The following is a 16,698-nucleotide window of genomic DNA, read 5'->3' as shown; positions in this document are numbered from 1 at the left end:
TCATAACCTCCTCAAATATAGATTTAGACGAAATCATCATGACTACAACGCAAAAACTTTCCGTACAAGCCTTGCAATGGAGCGGACACAGCCTGAAAGTGCTGGACCAGCGCTTGCTGCCGGAAACCATCACCTACGACGAATACAACGATGCCGCCGGCGTTACCGAGGCCATTGCCTCAATGCGGGTGCGCGGCGCCCCGGCCATAGGCATCGCTGCCGCCTACGGCGTCGTGCTATCGGCGATGCAGCATTATCCGCAGGCCGATTGGCAAGCTGCCGTTGCCGAAGACATTCAACAACTCGCCGCCTCCCGGCCGACGGCGGTAAACCTGTTCTGGGCGCTGGATAAAATGCGCGGCTTGTTAGCGGAAAATCCGGCGGAACCGATCGCGGCGCTGAGCCAGTTGGCCGAGCAAATTCACGCCGATGACATCGCCGCCAATCACGCCATGGGCGAACGCGGCGCGGATGTCATCGGCAATGCTAAAGCGGTATTGACGCATTGCAACGCCGGCGCGCTGGCCACCGGCGGTTACGGCACCGCACTGGGCGTGATCCGCAGCTTGCACAAGCGCGGTCAATTGCACAACGTCTACGCCGACGAAACCCGGCCCTGGCTGCAAGGCGCGCGTTTGACGGTTTGGGAATTGGCGCAGGACGGTATTCCGGCCACGCTGATCGCCGATTCGGCGGCGGCCTGGCTGATGAAATCCGGCAAAATCGATTGGATCATCGTGGGCGCCGACCGCATCGCCGCCAACGGCGACGTGGCTAACAAGATCGGCACCTATTCGCTGGCGGTGTTGGCAAAACAGCACGGGGTGAAAATGATGGTAGCTGCACCCTCCTCCACCTTCGATTTCAGCATGGAGAACGGCGACAGTATCGAAATCGAACAACGCAATCCCAAAGAATTATTGGCTGATTGTTACGTAGAGGACGGCTCTCTGGTGAACGCCTGGAACCCGGTATTCGACGTCACCCCGGCCGCCCTGATTAGCGCCATCGTCACCGAACGCGGCGTGGTTATCGATCCCGGTCTGCACGGGGTAAGGAGTTTGGCACCATGTTAAATATACCGCGCGGCAATAACCCTGTCTTTGCGCTGAACTGCTTGTGGCAGGGCGTGAAAATGCTCACCCACCCCGAACTGCGCAAATACCTGTTGATACCCTTGTTCATCAATATGGTGTTGTATACCGGCGCCTTCGTGCTGGGCTACCATTCGGTGTCGGCCTTGATTCACTCCTTTATCCCGGACTGGCTGTCCTGGCTGAATTGGATTTTATGGCCGCTGTTTTTTGTCAGCTTTTTAGTGATCGGCTTCTTCACCTTTACGCTGTTCGCCAATTTGATCGCCGCGCCGTATTACAGCCAGTTAGCGGCGAAGACGCTGCAATTGATCAGCGGCGGCAGCGTCGTCAAAGCCGATCTGCCTTGGGATAAGGTGTTTTTTGGTGAAGTGCGCCGGGTAGGCTATTTGTTACTGCGGGTATTACCCTTGCTGCTGCTATTTTTGATCCCGGTGGTCAATTTGATCGCACCGTTTATCTGGGCGGTGTTTGCCGCGTGGGGTATCGCGATGGAATTTTTAGCCTACCCGCTGGAAGAACGCGGCCTACCATTTCCAGAACAAAAACAATTCATGCAGCAGACCCGTTGGGGGGTTTTAAGCTTCGGCGGCCTGACCGGCCTGGGGCTGACCTTGCCTATCGTCAATTTGTTGATGGGCCAGGCGGCGGTGATAGGCGCGACGATTTATGTGTACCGTTTAGCCGAAACGCAATCTTCCGAGCCGCAATCGGCCTAATCTCGGCCACCAACTACCCCGGCCTAAACCGGGATAGTATGTAGGGCGGATAAGCGTAGGGTCATCCGCCAAATCGGTTAGACTCTTTTCATGCCAAACTATCGACGCAATCGCATTCCTGGTGGCACCTATTTTTTCACCGTTAACCTGCTCGAACGCAAATCGACGCTGTTGATCGAACATATTGCAGCGTTGCGGGAAGCTGTGCGAACGGTTCGGGAAAAGCAGCCATTTTACTTGTGCCCTATAGGTATATCGATGCCTGGGTGGTTTTGCCTGATCATATGCATGCGATTTGGACATTACCGGCAGGTGACGCTCTATATTCCAACCGATGGCGAGCAATAAAAAAAGCCTTTTCGAAAGCAATCCCAAAAACCGAATATCGTTCAGCAACCAGAATAAAGCGCCACGAGCGAGGCATATGGCAACGCCGTTTTTGGGAGCATACCATTATCGATGACGCCGACTATGCGGCACATATGGATTATATTCATCATAATCCGGTCAAGCATGGTTGGGCGACAACGGTTAAAGATTGGCCGTATTCAAGTTTTCACCGCTTGGTCAAGATGGATGTTTATCCATTAAATTGGGCGGGGTTAGATTTGGCACCGTTCGAGGTGGGCGAACCACGCATTAACAGGCTGGTGAAAAACCCGCCGATATTTCCCCTTACCCACGATGTTCGTGATTTTTTCGAGTTGAAATCGGTCATGACATCGAGTTTCAAGCGTTTTGCCCCGGTTTCAAGGGCTTTTTATTCGCCTGAAGCCGTCTGTGGACGGTTTTCAGGCGAACTTCACCCTAGGCGGGTGCACTCCACGCCGGTTTCGGCGTGAACACCAATAGGTTGAGCATGCGCGTCAGGTTGTAGGCGGCAAAGCAAAACAAGGCCTGACCCGCGACTTTGGCTAAGCCGATGTGACGGGTTTTGCGCAGGCCGCCGACCGTTTTGACCCAGCCAAAGGCTTCTTCGACGATTTTGCGGCGCTTGAGACTTTGGGCGTAACCTTTGCCGCGCGCGGTGCGGCCGTCGACGGCACTGCCAATCTTTTTGCGGGCCACATGGGCTTTGATATCACGGGACTCGAGTCCGTTGACGAACGCCGGTTGGTCATAGCCTTTGTCGGCACCGACGCTGCCACCTTGGGGCACGCGGCGTTTGATCATTTTTTGCGCGGCTTCGATTTCGGCGGTGCCGGTGGCTTGTGTGGTTTCGACATCGACAATCAGGCCGTTGCGATTCTCGGACAAGGCATGGGTGATGTAACGCAGTTTGGCCTCGGTGTATTCGCCTTTCTTGTAAAGCCGGGCTTCGGGATCGGTTGTACTTTGATGGGTGGCGTTGCTGCGCTTTTCGCCACTGAAGTCGATCTCGGGATTGCGGCCGGCGGGTTTATCGGGACCACTACCATCTTTTTTGACGAAGCTTTTGTGCGAGGCCCAGGCTTCAATGAGGCTACCGTCGACGCTGAAGTGTTCGTCGGACACCAGATTTTGCCATTCGGCTATGGCCAGTACCCGCTCAAAAAATTCGCGACTCAGGGCTTCAGACAACAGACGTTCGCGGTTGGCACTGAACACTGTGCGTTCCCACACGGCGTCGTCGATGCCCAGACCGACAAACCAGCGAAACAACAGGTTGTAGTCCAGTTGTTCCATCAACTGACGCTCGCTACGGACCGTATACAGGACTTGTAACAGCAAGGCGCGCAGCAGTTTTTCAGGGGCAATCGAGGGACGGCCTGTGTGCGAGTAACGCTCGGCAAAGACGGCATCCATAGAGGCCAATACGCCATCAACCAGTAGCCGTAAACGACGCAACGGATGCTGTTTGGGAATACGGTCTTCCAGGCTAACATAGCTGAACCAGCTGTTTTGAATGGCATCGTGTCCGCGCATTGAAAGGCTCCAAATTTAGGTAGCCTATTTTAACAGTTGGCCCCTCATCTATGCCTTAGCTTACTTGGCTTTTCGAGTTTTTCACCAGCCTGCTAGTTAGCGCTAAATTAAATTCATATGCCAAATAATCGCAAAGATAGACTAAGTAAAAAGTTTGATGGTGAATGCCGAGCATGCGGAGCTACTGGCGTTCCTCTCGAGATCCACTACATTGTCCCTTTGTCTTCTGGTGGCACGGATGATGAAAGTAATCTCACTTTGTTATGTCCAAACTGCAATCGAACTATCGCAAACCGTCAATTTACTGAAATTGAGTTTAATCATTACCTTTCGAGAATACTGGACAACTCTAATGCATTTCATGATATTCGCATGGAGGAGAGGCTATCGCGTGAAAAACCATTTCGGGCGGATATTACAGCAAAATCTCAAGATGGAAAAAGTTGGCTGATTGAGTGCAAAAATGCATCAGCATTTACCCCAGCTAGACTTCATCAGGCCATAAATCAAATCAAAGCCTATAAGGAGGTAACATCCTTCGACTACTACGTTCTTGCCTTTCCTGGCCTTTTGTCTGAAGAACAAAAGGCCGCACTTAGCTCCCATCGAATTGTTCATTGGGATGCACATGAATTGGCAATACGTTTCCAAAACGAAATCAGGAGTACTAGGCATCCCATATTTCAAATGCTCCTGTCCTCAATGACTCCGTCTTCCAAAAAGACTACGGAGGAAGAATTTATAGAAAAGTTAAAGACATGTCAGCCAGGTAAAGATTACTGGTCAGACTATCAAAAGCTTGTTGGTCAAATTTTAGAGCATTTATTTTGTCCGCCACTTGAAGCTCCCATTTCAGAATCTGCAGACCAAGATAAAATTAATCGTCGCGACTGGATACTTCCAAACTACTCTGATCAAGGATTTTGGAATTTTCTAAGAATTAAATATTCGGCTGATTATATTGTTGTAGATGCAAAGAACTACAAAGGGGCAATCTCTAAGAATCAAGTATTACAGATTGCAAATTACCTTAAAACTCATGGTGCCGGCATGTTCGCCATTATTGTTACAAGAGCAGGCGCAAATAAAAGTGCCGACCTAACCATAAGAGAACAATGGATGGCTAACAAAAAAATGATACTGGTTTTGAATGATGAAGATATCAAGGCAATGCTTTTGGCAAAGTCGGTCGGCGGTGAACCTGAGAAAGTAATCGGGCAGACTATTGAGCGATTTAGGCTATCGATGTGAGTACAAATGCGCTAACAATTGGCTCAAAGGGGCGCGCTCCGCGCCCCTTAGCTAGGTGTTAAACAAGCAATTTAGACACAAACCGGGCATTCAGAAGTCAACAGCGAAGGTCGAAAATTGGCCGAGACTTGCCCCACCCCAAACTCACAAAAGCACCATGCACGCCGCAAAGATGAACTCCGATTAAGGCTAAAAGCCCGCGATTTTCCAATCATTGTGTCAAAACCCACCTGGGTCGTGACACAACAATCAAATGGCTTCATTCAATCAATCAAGTTTCACTGATTCTCACACCCGGTATCAGAACTTGATCGTCAAGCCCACAAACGCCGAGCGGCCCATGCCGGCGATGTTTCTGCCCCAAGGCACGGTGACATTAGCGGCAGCGGTTGGATTCATGCCGTAGCGGTCGCCCAGATAGGCACCTGCCAAAGGATGGTAATACTGCTTGTCCAGCACGTTATCCAGACCCACATCAAAACGCACTTTGCCCCATTCGTAGCCGGTACGGGCGTTTAACAAAATATACGCCGCCGTCTCGGTTTCGTTGCGGATGGCCTGTACATCGTCTTTACCGTCGACAAATTGCATTTCTATCGCGCTTTGCCAGCTGCTCAAACGGTGATCCAAACTCAACTTCATATTGAACGGCATCATGTGATACAGATTACCGCCATCCATGCGCTCGCCGCGCACGTAACTCATCGTGGTATGTGCGGCAAACTCACCGACGTTTGGGTCTTTGTAAATCCGCGTCCGGCCGGATACATCCATCCCCCACAGCCGGGCGTCGTGATTGGCATATTGCAGATAGACGAAGCTGTTGGTGGCGGTTTGCGGTGTGGCTTTGCAACCGCTAGCCGCCGCATTGGAAGCACTGACGCAGCGGTCGGCATCGATAAAGTTGTTCACGTAGGTAAAATACGGCGTGACATTCAGTTCCCACAGATTGTTTTTCGGTTCGTGGAATGCGGCGGTCAAGCTGACGGTGTGCGCGGTTTCCTCGGTTAAATCCATATTGCCGACGTAGCCGTTGCCATCGCCATGCCAGCCGATCATCGCCATATCCATATTGCGCGCGCCCCAGACATAGCGCTCGTATAAATTAGGCGCGCGATTTTTCCGGGCATAGCCCAATTCGTATTGGCTCATGTCGTTGGGGGTGAATTGCACCAGAGCGGTCACATCAAAGGTGTCGTTGCTACGCTCGCGGTCGCGGGCGTTGAAAGCATTGGCGGCATTTAACGCGGTAATCGCCCCGGCTCTATCCACCGTACGAGCCGCGCCGGTGTTGATCAAATCGGGGTTGTAGGGTTGAACCTCACCGGTATTGGTGGTGGTGTGATCATAACGTAGACCCAACAAGCTGCGCCATTTGGCGTCCCAATTGGCTTCCCACTCGCCAAAAAATCCCACCCGGTCGCGTTCGCCGTTGTTGATGTTCAGATAGGCTTCCGGCGCCATCATCCAATAGGCGCTGCGGGCGTCGGTGTTATTGGCGGCAATGCTGGTATTGGTGTGGACCGCCGGCCAGTAATCGTTGATTTTGTTGCTGTGATATTCGTTGCCGATGCGGAAAGTGTCGCGTTTGTTGAAGGGAATTTCCGCTTGGATTTTATACCCCAGGTTACGACCACGGGTTTCCATCGGCATCTGATCGTTGGGCGGCGCAAAGGTGCCGCCGCTGGCGGTGCCATCCAGAAACTGGCTGTGTTTGTCCTCGCCAATATCCATGCTGTGCTGGGTGCTTTCGAAATAGAATTTGCTCTCCAGCGAACCCCAATCGAAACTGCCTTTGTGCATGATATTGCCGAAGATGCTGTCGTTGTTGGTCAAGTCCATCCGCTGATTGGGAAAGCCCTGGAACGGAATATGCTGCTGACCGCCACGAATCACGACCAAATGGTTATCGGTTTTGAACGACAAGGCCGCAGAATGGTTTTGGTTTTCGTAAGCGGTGGATTTGACGATCTGGCCGTTGCCGTCGTTGTAGTTCATGCTCTCGGTATGCGAGCCGGTATAGTCCAGCCGCACGTTTTGCGTCGCCACGCCGGCGGCGATGCTGCCGCCAAAGGCGTCGCCGTTGCTGCGGTAAAACGAGGATACGCTACCGTCCAGCAAAATATCCTTGCCCGGCTCGGCAAACACCGGATCGGGGGTTTGCACGGAAATCGTTCCGCCGATGCTGTCGCCGCCCAAGCTCACCGGCGTTACGCCGGTCAAGATGGTGATCTTGCCGATATTGCTGCGGTCGATATACGACAGCGGCGGATTCATGTGGTTGGCGCAAGCCGAGGTCAGCGTCATACCGTTGATGTCGATTTTCACCCGGTCGTCGTTCAAACCGTGGATCACCGGCAAACTGGACACACCGCCGGCACCGTATAAACTCACCCCCGGCGTGTCTTCCAGTAATTTGGCGGTATCGCTAACCGCCGCGCGCTTGCTGGTGAGAATATCCGCTTCCATGTCTGAAGCGTTTAAGGCCTTTACCCCGGGAAACTTGTCGGTGACGATGACTTTTTCCAGTACCACTTCATCAACCAGGGAGTTTTCGATTGTGTCATCGGCGCTAACCGCCGAGCTAAAGCCGAGAGGCAGCATGCCAGTCGCCAACAAACCCAATAAGCCGAGACCTGTTGTTACTGACGAGGGGACGTGCCGGACCTTTTGTTGATTGTCTGTGCAGATTTTTTTCATAATTCGCCTTTCGAAAGTCAAAAATAACGTCAATTTGCTATTGCTCTCAACCAGGATCATCAAGACCTTTCCACCCTTGAAACCGTCAAAAAAGCTGGAATTCTGTGAAATGTCGAAACAGTTTTTATGATTGACTACAGCCGGAAGCCTGAAGCGGTCAATTAGCTATAACAAATTAAAGCGAACTATATTGTAATATTAGAATTATTTAATTCAAGTTATTGAACTATGTTATTTAACTTAATATTTGATAAATTTCAATAACTTATGCCGCCATGACCACAGTAATCAAAACAACGTAAGCAGCAATTTGCCAAACATCAGAATCGAAAGACCCGATGTTAGCGTTAAGTTTTGCGGTAACTCACTGCCGCCACTTACAATAATCACCATTTAGCCATTAACCTTTGAGAACACTCTATGAAATACCAACCTTGTATCGACCAATGCACATCCGAAGGCACCCACTGCGGCGGTTGCGGCAGATCGCACCAGGAAATCACCGACACCAAAAAATTGGTGTCATCGGTCGTGGAGTTTATCCGGGAGCATGACTACGAAAATCCCGAAGACTTTGTGGAACGGATCAGCAAAAGCATTTTGAAAAAGCTGCAAAAAACCGCCTGACCGTTACGAATTGATTGCGCCTCACTTCAACAAAAAGCGATCAGTAAAAAAAACGCCCTTAGCGGGCGTTTTTGCTAACCAAGCCTTGCAACCGGCTATCAAGCTTTGCGCTGCTTCATACCGATAAACCCGGTCAGCACCGATCCAAACAACCAAACTGCGCCAGGAACCGGCACGGCGGCTGGCGTTACCGACACCAATTCGTAGCTGTAAGATGTTGCATTGTTGGCTTTATCGAATACCGCGCCGCCGAAACCGCCAAAGCCCATGCCGCTGTAATAATCAAAGCCAGTGGTGCCAAAGTAATTGGTGGCGATCAGTTCTTGTTGCGCGCCGTTAATCTCGTCGCCGAGATACGGGCTGTCGAGGTTGTAGACCATCGCCGACAAATCAGCCAGGTTATGAGTAAACGCAGCGACGATAGAGTTACCCGAGAACGACAAAGAAAACGCCGAGATTTCATTGAAATTCATCCCGAAATTGGCGCTTCCCACGTTAATTTGCCCGGAGTGATTGGCGTCATTCACGGTAAAACTACCGGAAATGGTCGCCCCGTCGTCAAAACCGGTTTGCACAAAATTGTAAACGGCCGCGTTAGCGCCGGGCGCCAATAACGCGGCCGCAACCGCCAAGGCAAGCTTTATAGATTTAGTTGTCATAATCAGCAGGCCTTATTGTGCGGGTGTGGAGGGCAGGAACGGCGAGAAACGGGTGCCGGAGGAGGTGCCCAATAAGCCGAAATTATTGGTCCATTGCCCGATAAACGATTGTTTGTCTGGGGTAAATTGCAAATCAAAGAATGATTGCACGGTGACGTTCGGCGCCGGCGAAAAATCTAATTGTGCCACGGCCGAGCAATCGGTGTTCATGGTGGCGGTACCGCTGACCGGGCCGGCGAAACCAGGGGTAATAATTCCGCTTTGCGTGGTAGTGAATGCGCATGAACCGCCGACGACGCCGTTAAGAACCGTAATTTCACACCGTCCGGTATGCAGATTAGCCAGCGCTACACTGTTTTGATACAGCACATAGCTGCCGTTCAAATTAGCGGCGCTACAACCTGGTGCGGCTTGAACTTGGCTGGACAGCCCCAACGTGGCAGCGAGCAGTAGATATTTAAAGTTTTTCATCGTGTCCTCTCGAAAATCTTGATAGTTATTTTGTGATTGGCGAATTACCCCTAATCATTCCTGCTGATTGCGATTCCGCGCAATCTGAGGCTTAAGTAGGGAAGCAACCCAAAACTACCTATCAATCCCTATGCCACCGATTTAGTAAAACATATAAAACAACAAGATAAGAGAAAACACGCATCCAATTCGTCCGGTAAAACAGACCGATTCAAACCGATTTATGCTAAAAATTAGTGTTATGTCACAAATTATTGTAAAAGTAAGTCGTATGCCCAAAAGAGGTGGGCAAATTTTCCAGGCCAAGGACATTTCACGACATGACCGACAGAAAAAAGGCAGGATACAAAAGGCTGCACAGTGACGAATTATCTATGCAACCCGGTCAGCAACAACATTGCTGGCGTCAATCCTTACCTTCTCAGCTTGGCGAGGGCAGATCGCTAATTTTTCAGCTCGATCCGTCCCTGAGTTACATAGAAACGACCTATCACCCCCTGCACGATCTGGCGATCACCAGCAAAATCGATTTCGGCGAACCACGCCTGGTAGTAACGCTTGGGATAACCGGTCACACCCGCTTCATCGACAGCGACAAGCACGAGCTGACATTCAGCGCAGGCCATACCACGATTACCAGTTTCGACAGCAGTCACGGCGAACGCCGGTACCAAGCAAATCAGCCTATAAAGCAACTGCGTTTTTCAATCGGCAAGCGCTGGATGGACCGTTATTTGGGCGAAAATGAATCGGCATTTTTCTTCCGGAACAATGCCTTGCAACTGTTAAGCAGCCGGCCAAGCCATACTCAAAGCATGATTTCTGCCCGGCAATTACTGGGATGTGACCTCAGCGCCCCTTTAGCACCGCTAACCTTAAACGGCCATGTCATGACGATACTGGCTAACGAACTAAGCGAACTCTGCCGGCCTGAAAAATATGGCTATTCCAGATTCGATGAAGCCAGCCGGCGCATGGCGGACCAGGCTCGCGAGATCCTCGAACTGCATTACCAAGACCCACCGTCGCTGGAACAGCTGGCAAAAACGCTAGGCATCTCCCCGTTCAAGTTAAAAAATCTGTTCCAACATTATTTTAATAACTCTCCTTATGGCGTAGTGACCGAGATCAGAATGCAGCATGCTTATCGCGCATTGGCGTCGACTCGGCAACCCGTCAGCTTGGTGGCAGAGATGGTGGGTTACAGGCACACCAGCAACTTCAGCTTGGCTTTTAGTAAACATTTTGGCGTCTCACCCAAACAAATTTCCAAGAAACGCTGAAAACCCCTGGTTTTCCCATTTCCACCAGTAACACATCCTGTTGTTAACAGGATTTGCCAAATCCAAGCAAATTTGCGGAAATGGCGGCTTTTCCAACAAAGCTTTCATTTTTGCAAACCATGAACAATACCGACTTGCAATCCCTCCCCCGCCAAAGTGTCCCAGCCTTCCCCGGTTGGTGGGCGGCGCTTGGGCCCGGCGTGGTGTGGATGGCGCTAGCGCAAGGCAGCGGCGAGTTGATCTGGTGGCCTTACATGATTGCCAAATACGGCCTGACTTTTTTATGGCTGCTGGTCCCGGCCTGTTTGCTGCAATATCCGTTGAACCTGGAAATTGGCCGTTACACGATGCTGACCGGCGAAAGCATTTTCCACGGATTTATTCGTTTGCATCGCGGCTTTGGGATCTTTCTGTGGCTGCTGATGACCGTGTCGTTCTTGTGGTTCGGTGCGTTTGCTTCGGCCGGCGGCACGGCGATGGCGGAATTGACGCACTGGCCGGAAGGCTGGACGCAACGGGGGCAAAGCCTGTTTTGGGGCTACACCTCGATTGCGGTGTTCGTTTCCGCTATTCTCGCCAGCGGCGTGGTTTATACGCTGATAGAACGCTTCATGAAACTGGTCGCGGTGGTCACCGTGGTCGGGCTGTTATCCGCATGCTTGCAAAGCGATGTGTTAAAGGCACTGCCGGAATTTAGCCTGGGCCTGCTCGGCCCGGTTGGCGAAATGCCGCGCCCTTGGGATAGCGGCGATGCCAGCAAATTATTAACGGCCATCACCTTCGCCGGCCTCGGTGGCTTCTGGATTTTGTTTTATTCCTACTGGTTACGCGACAAAGGCGCCGGCATGGCCGGCCTGGTGGGCCGCATCACCGGCTTGGGAGGTGCGGAAGAAGCGGTATTAAGCGACGGTTTTCTGCCGGCTGACGAAGCGGAAAGCGCAAAAAACTGGTTGACCTGGCGGCGCTTTTTAAGCGCTGACATATTGGTCGGGATTGTCGGCAATCTACTTACCACGCTGATGACCTGCCTGCTGGCTTATGCGCTGTTGTTCCCAAAAGGTTTGCTGCCGCAGGAATACGAACTGGCGGTGGTGCAAAGCCAGTTTTTTGCGGTGAGTTGGGGCGAGATTGGCCGCTTACTATTTTTGGTGGTGGCGGCCGCGTTTTTAACCGACACCTGGCTGGCCACCGCCGACGCGGTCAGCCGTATCCAGACCGATATTATTTTGACCTTGTTTCCGAAAAGCCGCCGTCTGCCGGCCCGGCGCTGGTATTACATTTTTTTGGGCTTGTTGACGGTCATCACCTCGCTGACCATGCAACTCGACGCCCCCGGCCCGCTGATTTTAACCAGCGCGATCATCGGCTTCGGCGGTACCATCATGTTTCCGGTGGCGTTGTATCTGATCAACCACAAAATGCTGCCGCCACATTTGCCGGCATGGGCCAAGCCTAAAGGCAAGCCTTGGCTGTTGGGTTTGAGCTTTGTGGTGTATTTAATACTGGCTGCACTGTATTTAAAAGCCACGCTTAAACTTTGACACCTGTTCGATTAGGGTCAAGCATCCTAACGGCTTCGCAACAGCGCAAAACCGTGGAGCAAATTCGTCGGAGACGCAAAGGGATTTTGCTAAAATGGAATCTGTTGATGGTTTGGTGACATTTGCACCATCCAAAATTTCGAGGAATCAGCGTATGGATCTAGCCAATAGAATTACGTTCAACCCGTTACAGTGCGGTGGTAAACCGTGTATCCGGGGTATGCGTATCCGCGTCAGCGATATTTTGCAGATGTTAGGCGAGGGTGTGAGCAATGAAGAGCTTTTGCAGGATTTTCCTGACCTAGAGCATCAAGATATTCAGGCTTGTTTATTGTACGCCGCCAAGCGTGTCAATTTTGAACGGCTGGCGGCGTGATTTATTGGATTGATGCGCAGCTACCACCGCAATTAGCGGATTGGCTGAGCTGGACTTTTAAAGTTGAAGCTATTGCCTTGCGTGACTTGAATCTGCGCGACGCCGAGGATGAAATGATTTTTCGACATGCGCAACAACCCAATATTGTGCTGATTAGCAAAGACAGTGATTTTGTGGAACTGGTTTTGCGTTTTGGCACGCCCCCACAACTGCTTTGGGTCACTTGCGGTAACGTTACCAACCAACGATTACAGCAACTTTTTTCGCAGGTATTTCCGCAAGCACAAAGCTTATTGGCCTCAGGCGAGGCCATTATTGAAATTACTGATCAAAAATAACGCTGATCGGATTAACTGGTTTCGCAATCACCAATTCTGACAAACCTCCGAGCCCTATCACTATTGCTTTTTAGCCCGCGTACAAGGCTTTTTAGTTTGAGCGCCTAGCCGATCGACCTTGCGAGTCGAGCTCAAAGCCTTGGGAATCAAGCAGTCAGCCTTTTGCACGAGATTATTGGCTATTCGCTCAAGGCAACTAAGCTTGCGCACGCGGTTATTTGCTATCCTCGCCAGGCATTTAAGCTTGGGTTCGAGCCACCATATCCTTGCGAATCAAGCTAAAAGCCTTGCGGTCAAGGCATTTTGGTTTGCGCCCAAGCTAACGAAGCTTTCGAGAGTAACAAAAAACCATTCATGCCAGAGCGTAGGTTGGGGTGACGACAGGAACCCCAACACGACAACCGTAAAACCACCAGCAAACCATCGGCAATGCAACAATGAAGTCATCGCGAATTTAAAGGCCATCAATGTTGGGGTTCGTGCCTCACCCCAACCTACGCAAACCCAACATACGCGGTCGCCCCAACGCAAGCCCAACGTACGCGGTAACCGATGGGGTGCAGATAGTTCGCGTCATTCATGGCGCCAGGGATTTACCCATCGTGATCTAATCGCCGATGCACATTGGTGTAGCGTTATGGCTTTTAGCCTTGTGCGTAAGGTATTGTGACTCGCGCACAAAGCTTTACGCTATCCTCGCCAGGCATTTAAGCTTGCGAGCGGGCCACCATAGTCTCGCGAATCAAGCTAAAAGCCTTACGTTCAAGGCAACTAAGCTTGCGCGCGCGGTGTTTTGCTATCCTCGCGAGGCTTTTACGCTTGCGAGCGGGCCACCTTAGCCTTGCGAATCAAGCTAAAAGCCTTGCGGACAAGGCATTTTGGTTTGTGCCCTAGCCGACGAAGCGTTTGCGAATGGCAAAACACCATTCACGCCAGGCTATAAGGTTTGAAGTCCATGTCTCCGGGCAGAAACTAGGCCCTACACAGCCCAACCGTACCGAAATTGGACTCAATTGATTGCTATAAACAGGGCTGGGGGGATAAACAGACATTTGCTCCTGCAATCTCTGCATTCCTCACATCTCTGTGAGTCATGATCAACATACGGCGGAACGCCTACCGGCTACCGCGGGCTAAAACTCTAATTTAATTGAACCCATAAATGTACGTGGTGCGCCGGGAGTAATAAAAGTATTACTGTTATCCGTTGCAACGTAATACCGGTGATCCAATAAATTCTCGACATTAAATTGCAGAGTGGTTTTAGCTTTGGTATAGGGTAACTGGTACTTTAACATCGCGTCTATACGTCCATAGCCAGGCAACTCAAAACTGTTTGCGCTGTCACCTTCTCGTTGGTCTTGAAAAAATACACCCGCGCCAACGCTTAAACCTCTGATTCCATGCTCTTGAAGATCATATTTTGCCCAAAAACTACCCGCATTTCTGGGCACATTCCATAAGCGATTTCCTGCATTTTCCCCTTTCAAAATGACTGCATCAGTGTAAGCGTAAGAGGCAATTAGCTTTAAACCGTTTGTAACCTGCCCTGAAACATCAACCTCGATACCTTGACTACGAGCTTCACCAATCGTCTCCGAAAATTGCGTTCCTGCAATCGGAACACTTACGTTTTGCTTAGTCAAATGAAAATACGAAACACTGGAGATCAAACGATTATCGAAAAACTCAGTTTTAAATCCCGCTTCAAATTGTTCAGCCGTTTCTGGAGTAAGACTATTTCCATTGATGCCAATACCTCTATTCGCGGCACCTAGCGATTCGACAAAATTTCCGTAAACTGATAACCACTCCCAGGGTCTATATAGTAGCCCGACCCTTGGGCTAAATTTTTGATTCTCTATATCGGAGAAGCTTGACGATGCATCAGTGCGAGAAACTGATGAAAAACCACTTCCGGCGTTGGCCCAGTCATACCGACCTCCGCCAAGGATATGGAGTTTTTCAAATAGTGTGATTTGATCCTGAAAATAAACTCCGTTCCAATGATTCTTTGAATCAATAAAGCTATTTTTTGCCTGGGTTGACAGATTCACCCCAGACTGACCATATTGCGGATTAAATATATTAATAGGATTGACTGGTCCGCCAAAAGTGGCGGTGCCTAAAAACCAACCATCAACATTGCTATTGGATCCCCAATAATCCCATCCAACCAATACATTATGTTCAATATCACCAGTTGAAAACTTACCGGAAACATTGACAGTACCACCCAATACATCTTCGGTATCATAACCACAACATAGCACTCTATTCAGATCAACAGGGTCAGGGTTTAAAAAGCCTGGGGCAGCATGTTGAATATCGAGGGCGCTGCGATTTCTGTAGTTAAACTTGGCGTTAATCTTCCAATTGTCAGAAAACTCGTGATTTAACGTCACTACAGTACTATAAAGTTCGTTTTTACCCCTATCTATCGAAGGTTCACCCAAGAAGCGCGAAATGGGAATATTGACTGGCCTACGAGTTACAGTGCTAGCAACAACGCCGTGATCTTCCAATGATTTTTCATTTGAATAAATAAAATCCAGATCAAGTTGGGTGCGATCACTGATTTTCCAAGTTAAAGAAGGGGCTACAAACTTTCGATCTGTAAAAGCAAAATCGCGAAATGAGTTTTTGTCTAAATATTCAAAATTTATTCGATACATTAACGACCCGTCTCCATTGATTGAGCCGGTAGCATCCGCCAGCGTCTGGAACAAGTCATATGAACCAAACCGTTGTTCTAATGAATAATAGGGCGTTGCTTGGGGTCTTTTGGTAACAACATTAATCATGCCACCGGGCTCTATGCGTCCGTAAAGATTCGCAGCAGCTCCTTTTACCACTTCAATTCGTTCTGCATTTGCCAACGGTATTCTACTGACTGGCCACCTCAAACCATCTATGTAATTAGTATTACGCGCATCAAAACCACGAATAAAGAATGTTTCAGAAAATCCACCAAAACTAAACCCCTGAAATACACCACTGACGTTTTTTACGGCATCACCCAGTTGCACGGCTTGTTGATCATGTATGACAGCTTTAGGAATCACTTGAATGGAAATCGGTGTTTCCATAATCGGTGTATCAGTCTTAGTTGCGGTGGAAGCGTTAGGCAGGCGGTAATCCGGGTTATAAGGATCCGTTGCATCATAAACCGCCTTCCCCACCACCTGCACCGCCGGCATGGTCTGCGGCCCTAGATTGTTGTGCAGTTCCGCCGCTCGCGGCTGCAAGGTGATAGCCCCTTCGCCGGTCGTCACGGCCTGTAGCGGCGCGTCACCCAATATTATCCTGATCGCTTCATCGGCCGTGTAATCGCCTTGTAAGGCGCGGCTGCGCAGATGGTCGGCAATGTCGGTGCCGTACATCAGTTGCTGCTGGCTTTGCCTGCCGAACATCAGCAAGGCCTGGTTCAGCGATTGGGCGGGGATGTCGAAATGGTGTTTGCCGGCGGCATCGCCGAGGGCGGTTTGCGAGATCAATGCTGCGAGCAAGGCGGCTTTGGCTGCATGGCGCCGGACTTTGCCGGCTGAGACGGGTTTGCAATGCTTTGCGTTGGACATGGATTCTCCTGGTTTCGGTCTGATTACACGGCAGCAATTGGGCTGGTGTTAGTTAAGACGGAAACTTTTTGAAAACCCACATCGGGCGGTCATGGATTTTTTTCATCGGGAGAAATCGGCAAGGGCGAATTGCGAGAGGGTGTAAATGCAGGCCAG

General features: G+C 50.4%; 13 protein-coding genes and 1 pseudogene. 9 read left to right on the top strand and 5 right to left on the bottom strand.

The annotated features are described in order from the left end of the window. The first annotated feature begins 38 nt into the window (after window positions 1-38). The 3 genes and pseudogenes from mtnA to ACMXD4_RS08460 form a co-directional block, all read left to right on the top strand. On the top strand, window positions 39-1,076 hold the full coding sequence (gene mtnA / locus ACMXD4_RS08470; protein WP_319961986.1) for an S-methyl-5-thioribose-1-phosphate isomerase: 1,038 nt from the start codon (window positions 39-41) through the stop codon (window positions 1,074-1,076). Next, window positions 1,070-1,813 (top strand): sulfate transporter CysZ, encoded by a 744-nt coding sequence (cysZ, locus tag ACMXD4_RS08465; protein ID WP_415880479.1) that lies wholly within the window; start codon window positions 1,070-1,072, stop codon window positions 1,811-1,813. The genes mtnA and cysZ overlap by 7 nt, the downstream gene beginning before the upstream one ends. A 90-nt stretch (window positions 1,814-1,903) precedes the next feature. Beyond that, window positions 1,904-2,418 (top strand): annotated as a pseudogene (locus tag ACMXD4_RS08460) (REP-associated tyrosine transposase); the annotation flags it as partial. Window positions 2,419-2,620: 202 nt separating this feature from the next. On the opposite strand, the gene ACMXD4_RS08455 reads toward ACMXD4_RS08460, so the two are convergent. Next, on the bottom strand, window positions 2,621-3,718 hold the full coding sequence (locus tag ACMXD4_RS08455) for an IS5 family transposase (RefSeq protein WP_415878136.1): 1,098 nt from the start codon (window positions 3,716-3,718) through the stop codon (window positions 2,621-2,623). A gap of 117 nt (window positions 3,719-3,835) precedes the next feature. Here ACMXD4_RS08455 and ACMXD4_RS08450 point away from each other — a divergent pair, with 117 nt between their 5' ends. Next, on the top strand, window positions 3,836-4,969 hold the full coding sequence (locus ACMXD4_RS08450; RefSeq protein WP_415880478.1) for an HNH endonuclease: 1,134 nt from the start codon (window positions 3,836-3,838) through the stop codon (window positions 4,967-4,969). A gap of 300 nt (window positions 4,970-5,269) precedes the next feature. On the opposite strand, the gene ACMXD4_RS08445 is transcribed toward ACMXD4_RS08450, so the two are convergent. Next, complete coding sequence (locus ACMXD4_RS08445) at window positions 5,270-7,669, bottom strand: TonB-dependent receptor domain-containing protein (protein WP_415880477.1); 2,400 nt, start codon at window positions 7,667-7,669, stop codon at window positions 5,270-5,272. Window positions 7,670-8,089: 420 nt separating this feature from the next. Between ACMXD4_RS08445 and ACMXD4_RS08440 the strand changes: the two genes are divergently transcribed. Next, complete coding sequence (locus ACMXD4_RS08440; RefSeq protein ID WP_101055306.1) at window positions 8,090-8,296, top strand: DUF1289 domain-containing protein; 207 nt, start codon at window positions 8,090-8,092, stop codon at window positions 8,294-8,296. Between the two features lie 98 nt (window positions 8,297-8,394). Here ACMXD4_RS08440 and ACMXD4_RS08435 read toward each other — a convergent pair whose 3' ends face one another. Continuing rightward, on the bottom strand, window positions 8,395-8,955 hold the full coding sequence (locus tag ACMXD4_RS08435; protein ID WP_415880476.1) for a hypothetical protein: 561 nt from the start codon (window positions 8,953-8,955) through the stop codon (window positions 8,395-8,397). 12 nt (window positions 8,956-8,967) lie between these two features. Continuing rightward, window positions 8,968-9,426, bottom strand: coding sequence for a hypothetical protein (locus ACMXD4_RS08430; protein ID WP_033155287.1), 459 nt, complete (start codon window positions 9,424-9,426; stop codon window positions 8,968-8,970). 320 nt (window positions 9,427-9,746) lie between these two features. Here ACMXD4_RS08430 and ACMXD4_RS08425 point away from each other — a divergent pair, with 320 nt between their 5' ends. From ACMXD4_RS08425 to ACMXD4_RS08410, 4 genes are all read left to right on the top strand, one after another. Then, entirely contained in the window at window positions 9,747-10,709 is a 963-nt protein-coding gene (locus ACMXD4_RS08425; protein ID WP_415880475.1) for a helix-turn-helix domain-containing protein, read from the top strand. A 119-nt stretch (window positions 10,710-10,828) separates the two neighbouring features. Then, complete coding sequence (locus tag ACMXD4_RS08420; RefSeq protein WP_415880474.1) at window positions 10,829-12,250, top strand: Nramp family divalent metal transporter; 1,422 nt, start codon at window positions 10,829-10,831, stop codon at window positions 12,248-12,250. A gap of 154 nt (window positions 12,251-12,404) precedes the next feature. Then, window positions 12,405-12,626, top strand: coding sequence for a DUF433 domain-containing protein (locus tag ACMXD4_RS08415; RefSeq protein WP_415880473.1), 222 nt, complete (start codon window positions 12,405-12,407; stop codon window positions 12,624-12,626). Next, complete coding sequence (locus ACMXD4_RS08410; RefSeq protein WP_415880472.1) at window positions 12,623-12,964, top strand: DUF5615 family PIN-like protein; 342 nt, start codon at window positions 12,623-12,625, stop codon at window positions 12,962-12,964. Before ACMXD4_RS08415 ends, ACMXD4_RS08410 begins: the two co-directional genes overlap by 4 nt. Before the next feature lie 1,133 nt (window positions 12,965-14,097). On the opposite strand, the gene ACMXD4_RS08405 is transcribed toward ACMXD4_RS08410, so the two are convergent. Then, complete coding sequence (locus ACMXD4_RS08405) at window positions 14,098-16,542, bottom strand: TonB-dependent siderophore receptor (RefSeq protein WP_415880471.1); 2,445 nt, start codon at window positions 16,540-16,542, stop codon at window positions 14,098-14,100. Window positions 16,543-16,698: the final 156 nt, after the last annotated feature.

This window comes from Methylomonas sp. TEB (genome assembly GCF_047777895.1).
Taxonomy (GTDB): Bacteria; Pseudomonadota; Gammaproteobacteria; order Methylococcales; family Methylomonadaceae; genus Methylomonas.
The sequence above is the reverse complement of the archived record's forward strand: the minus strand, read 5'-3'. Positions and strand labels throughout refer to the sequence as shown.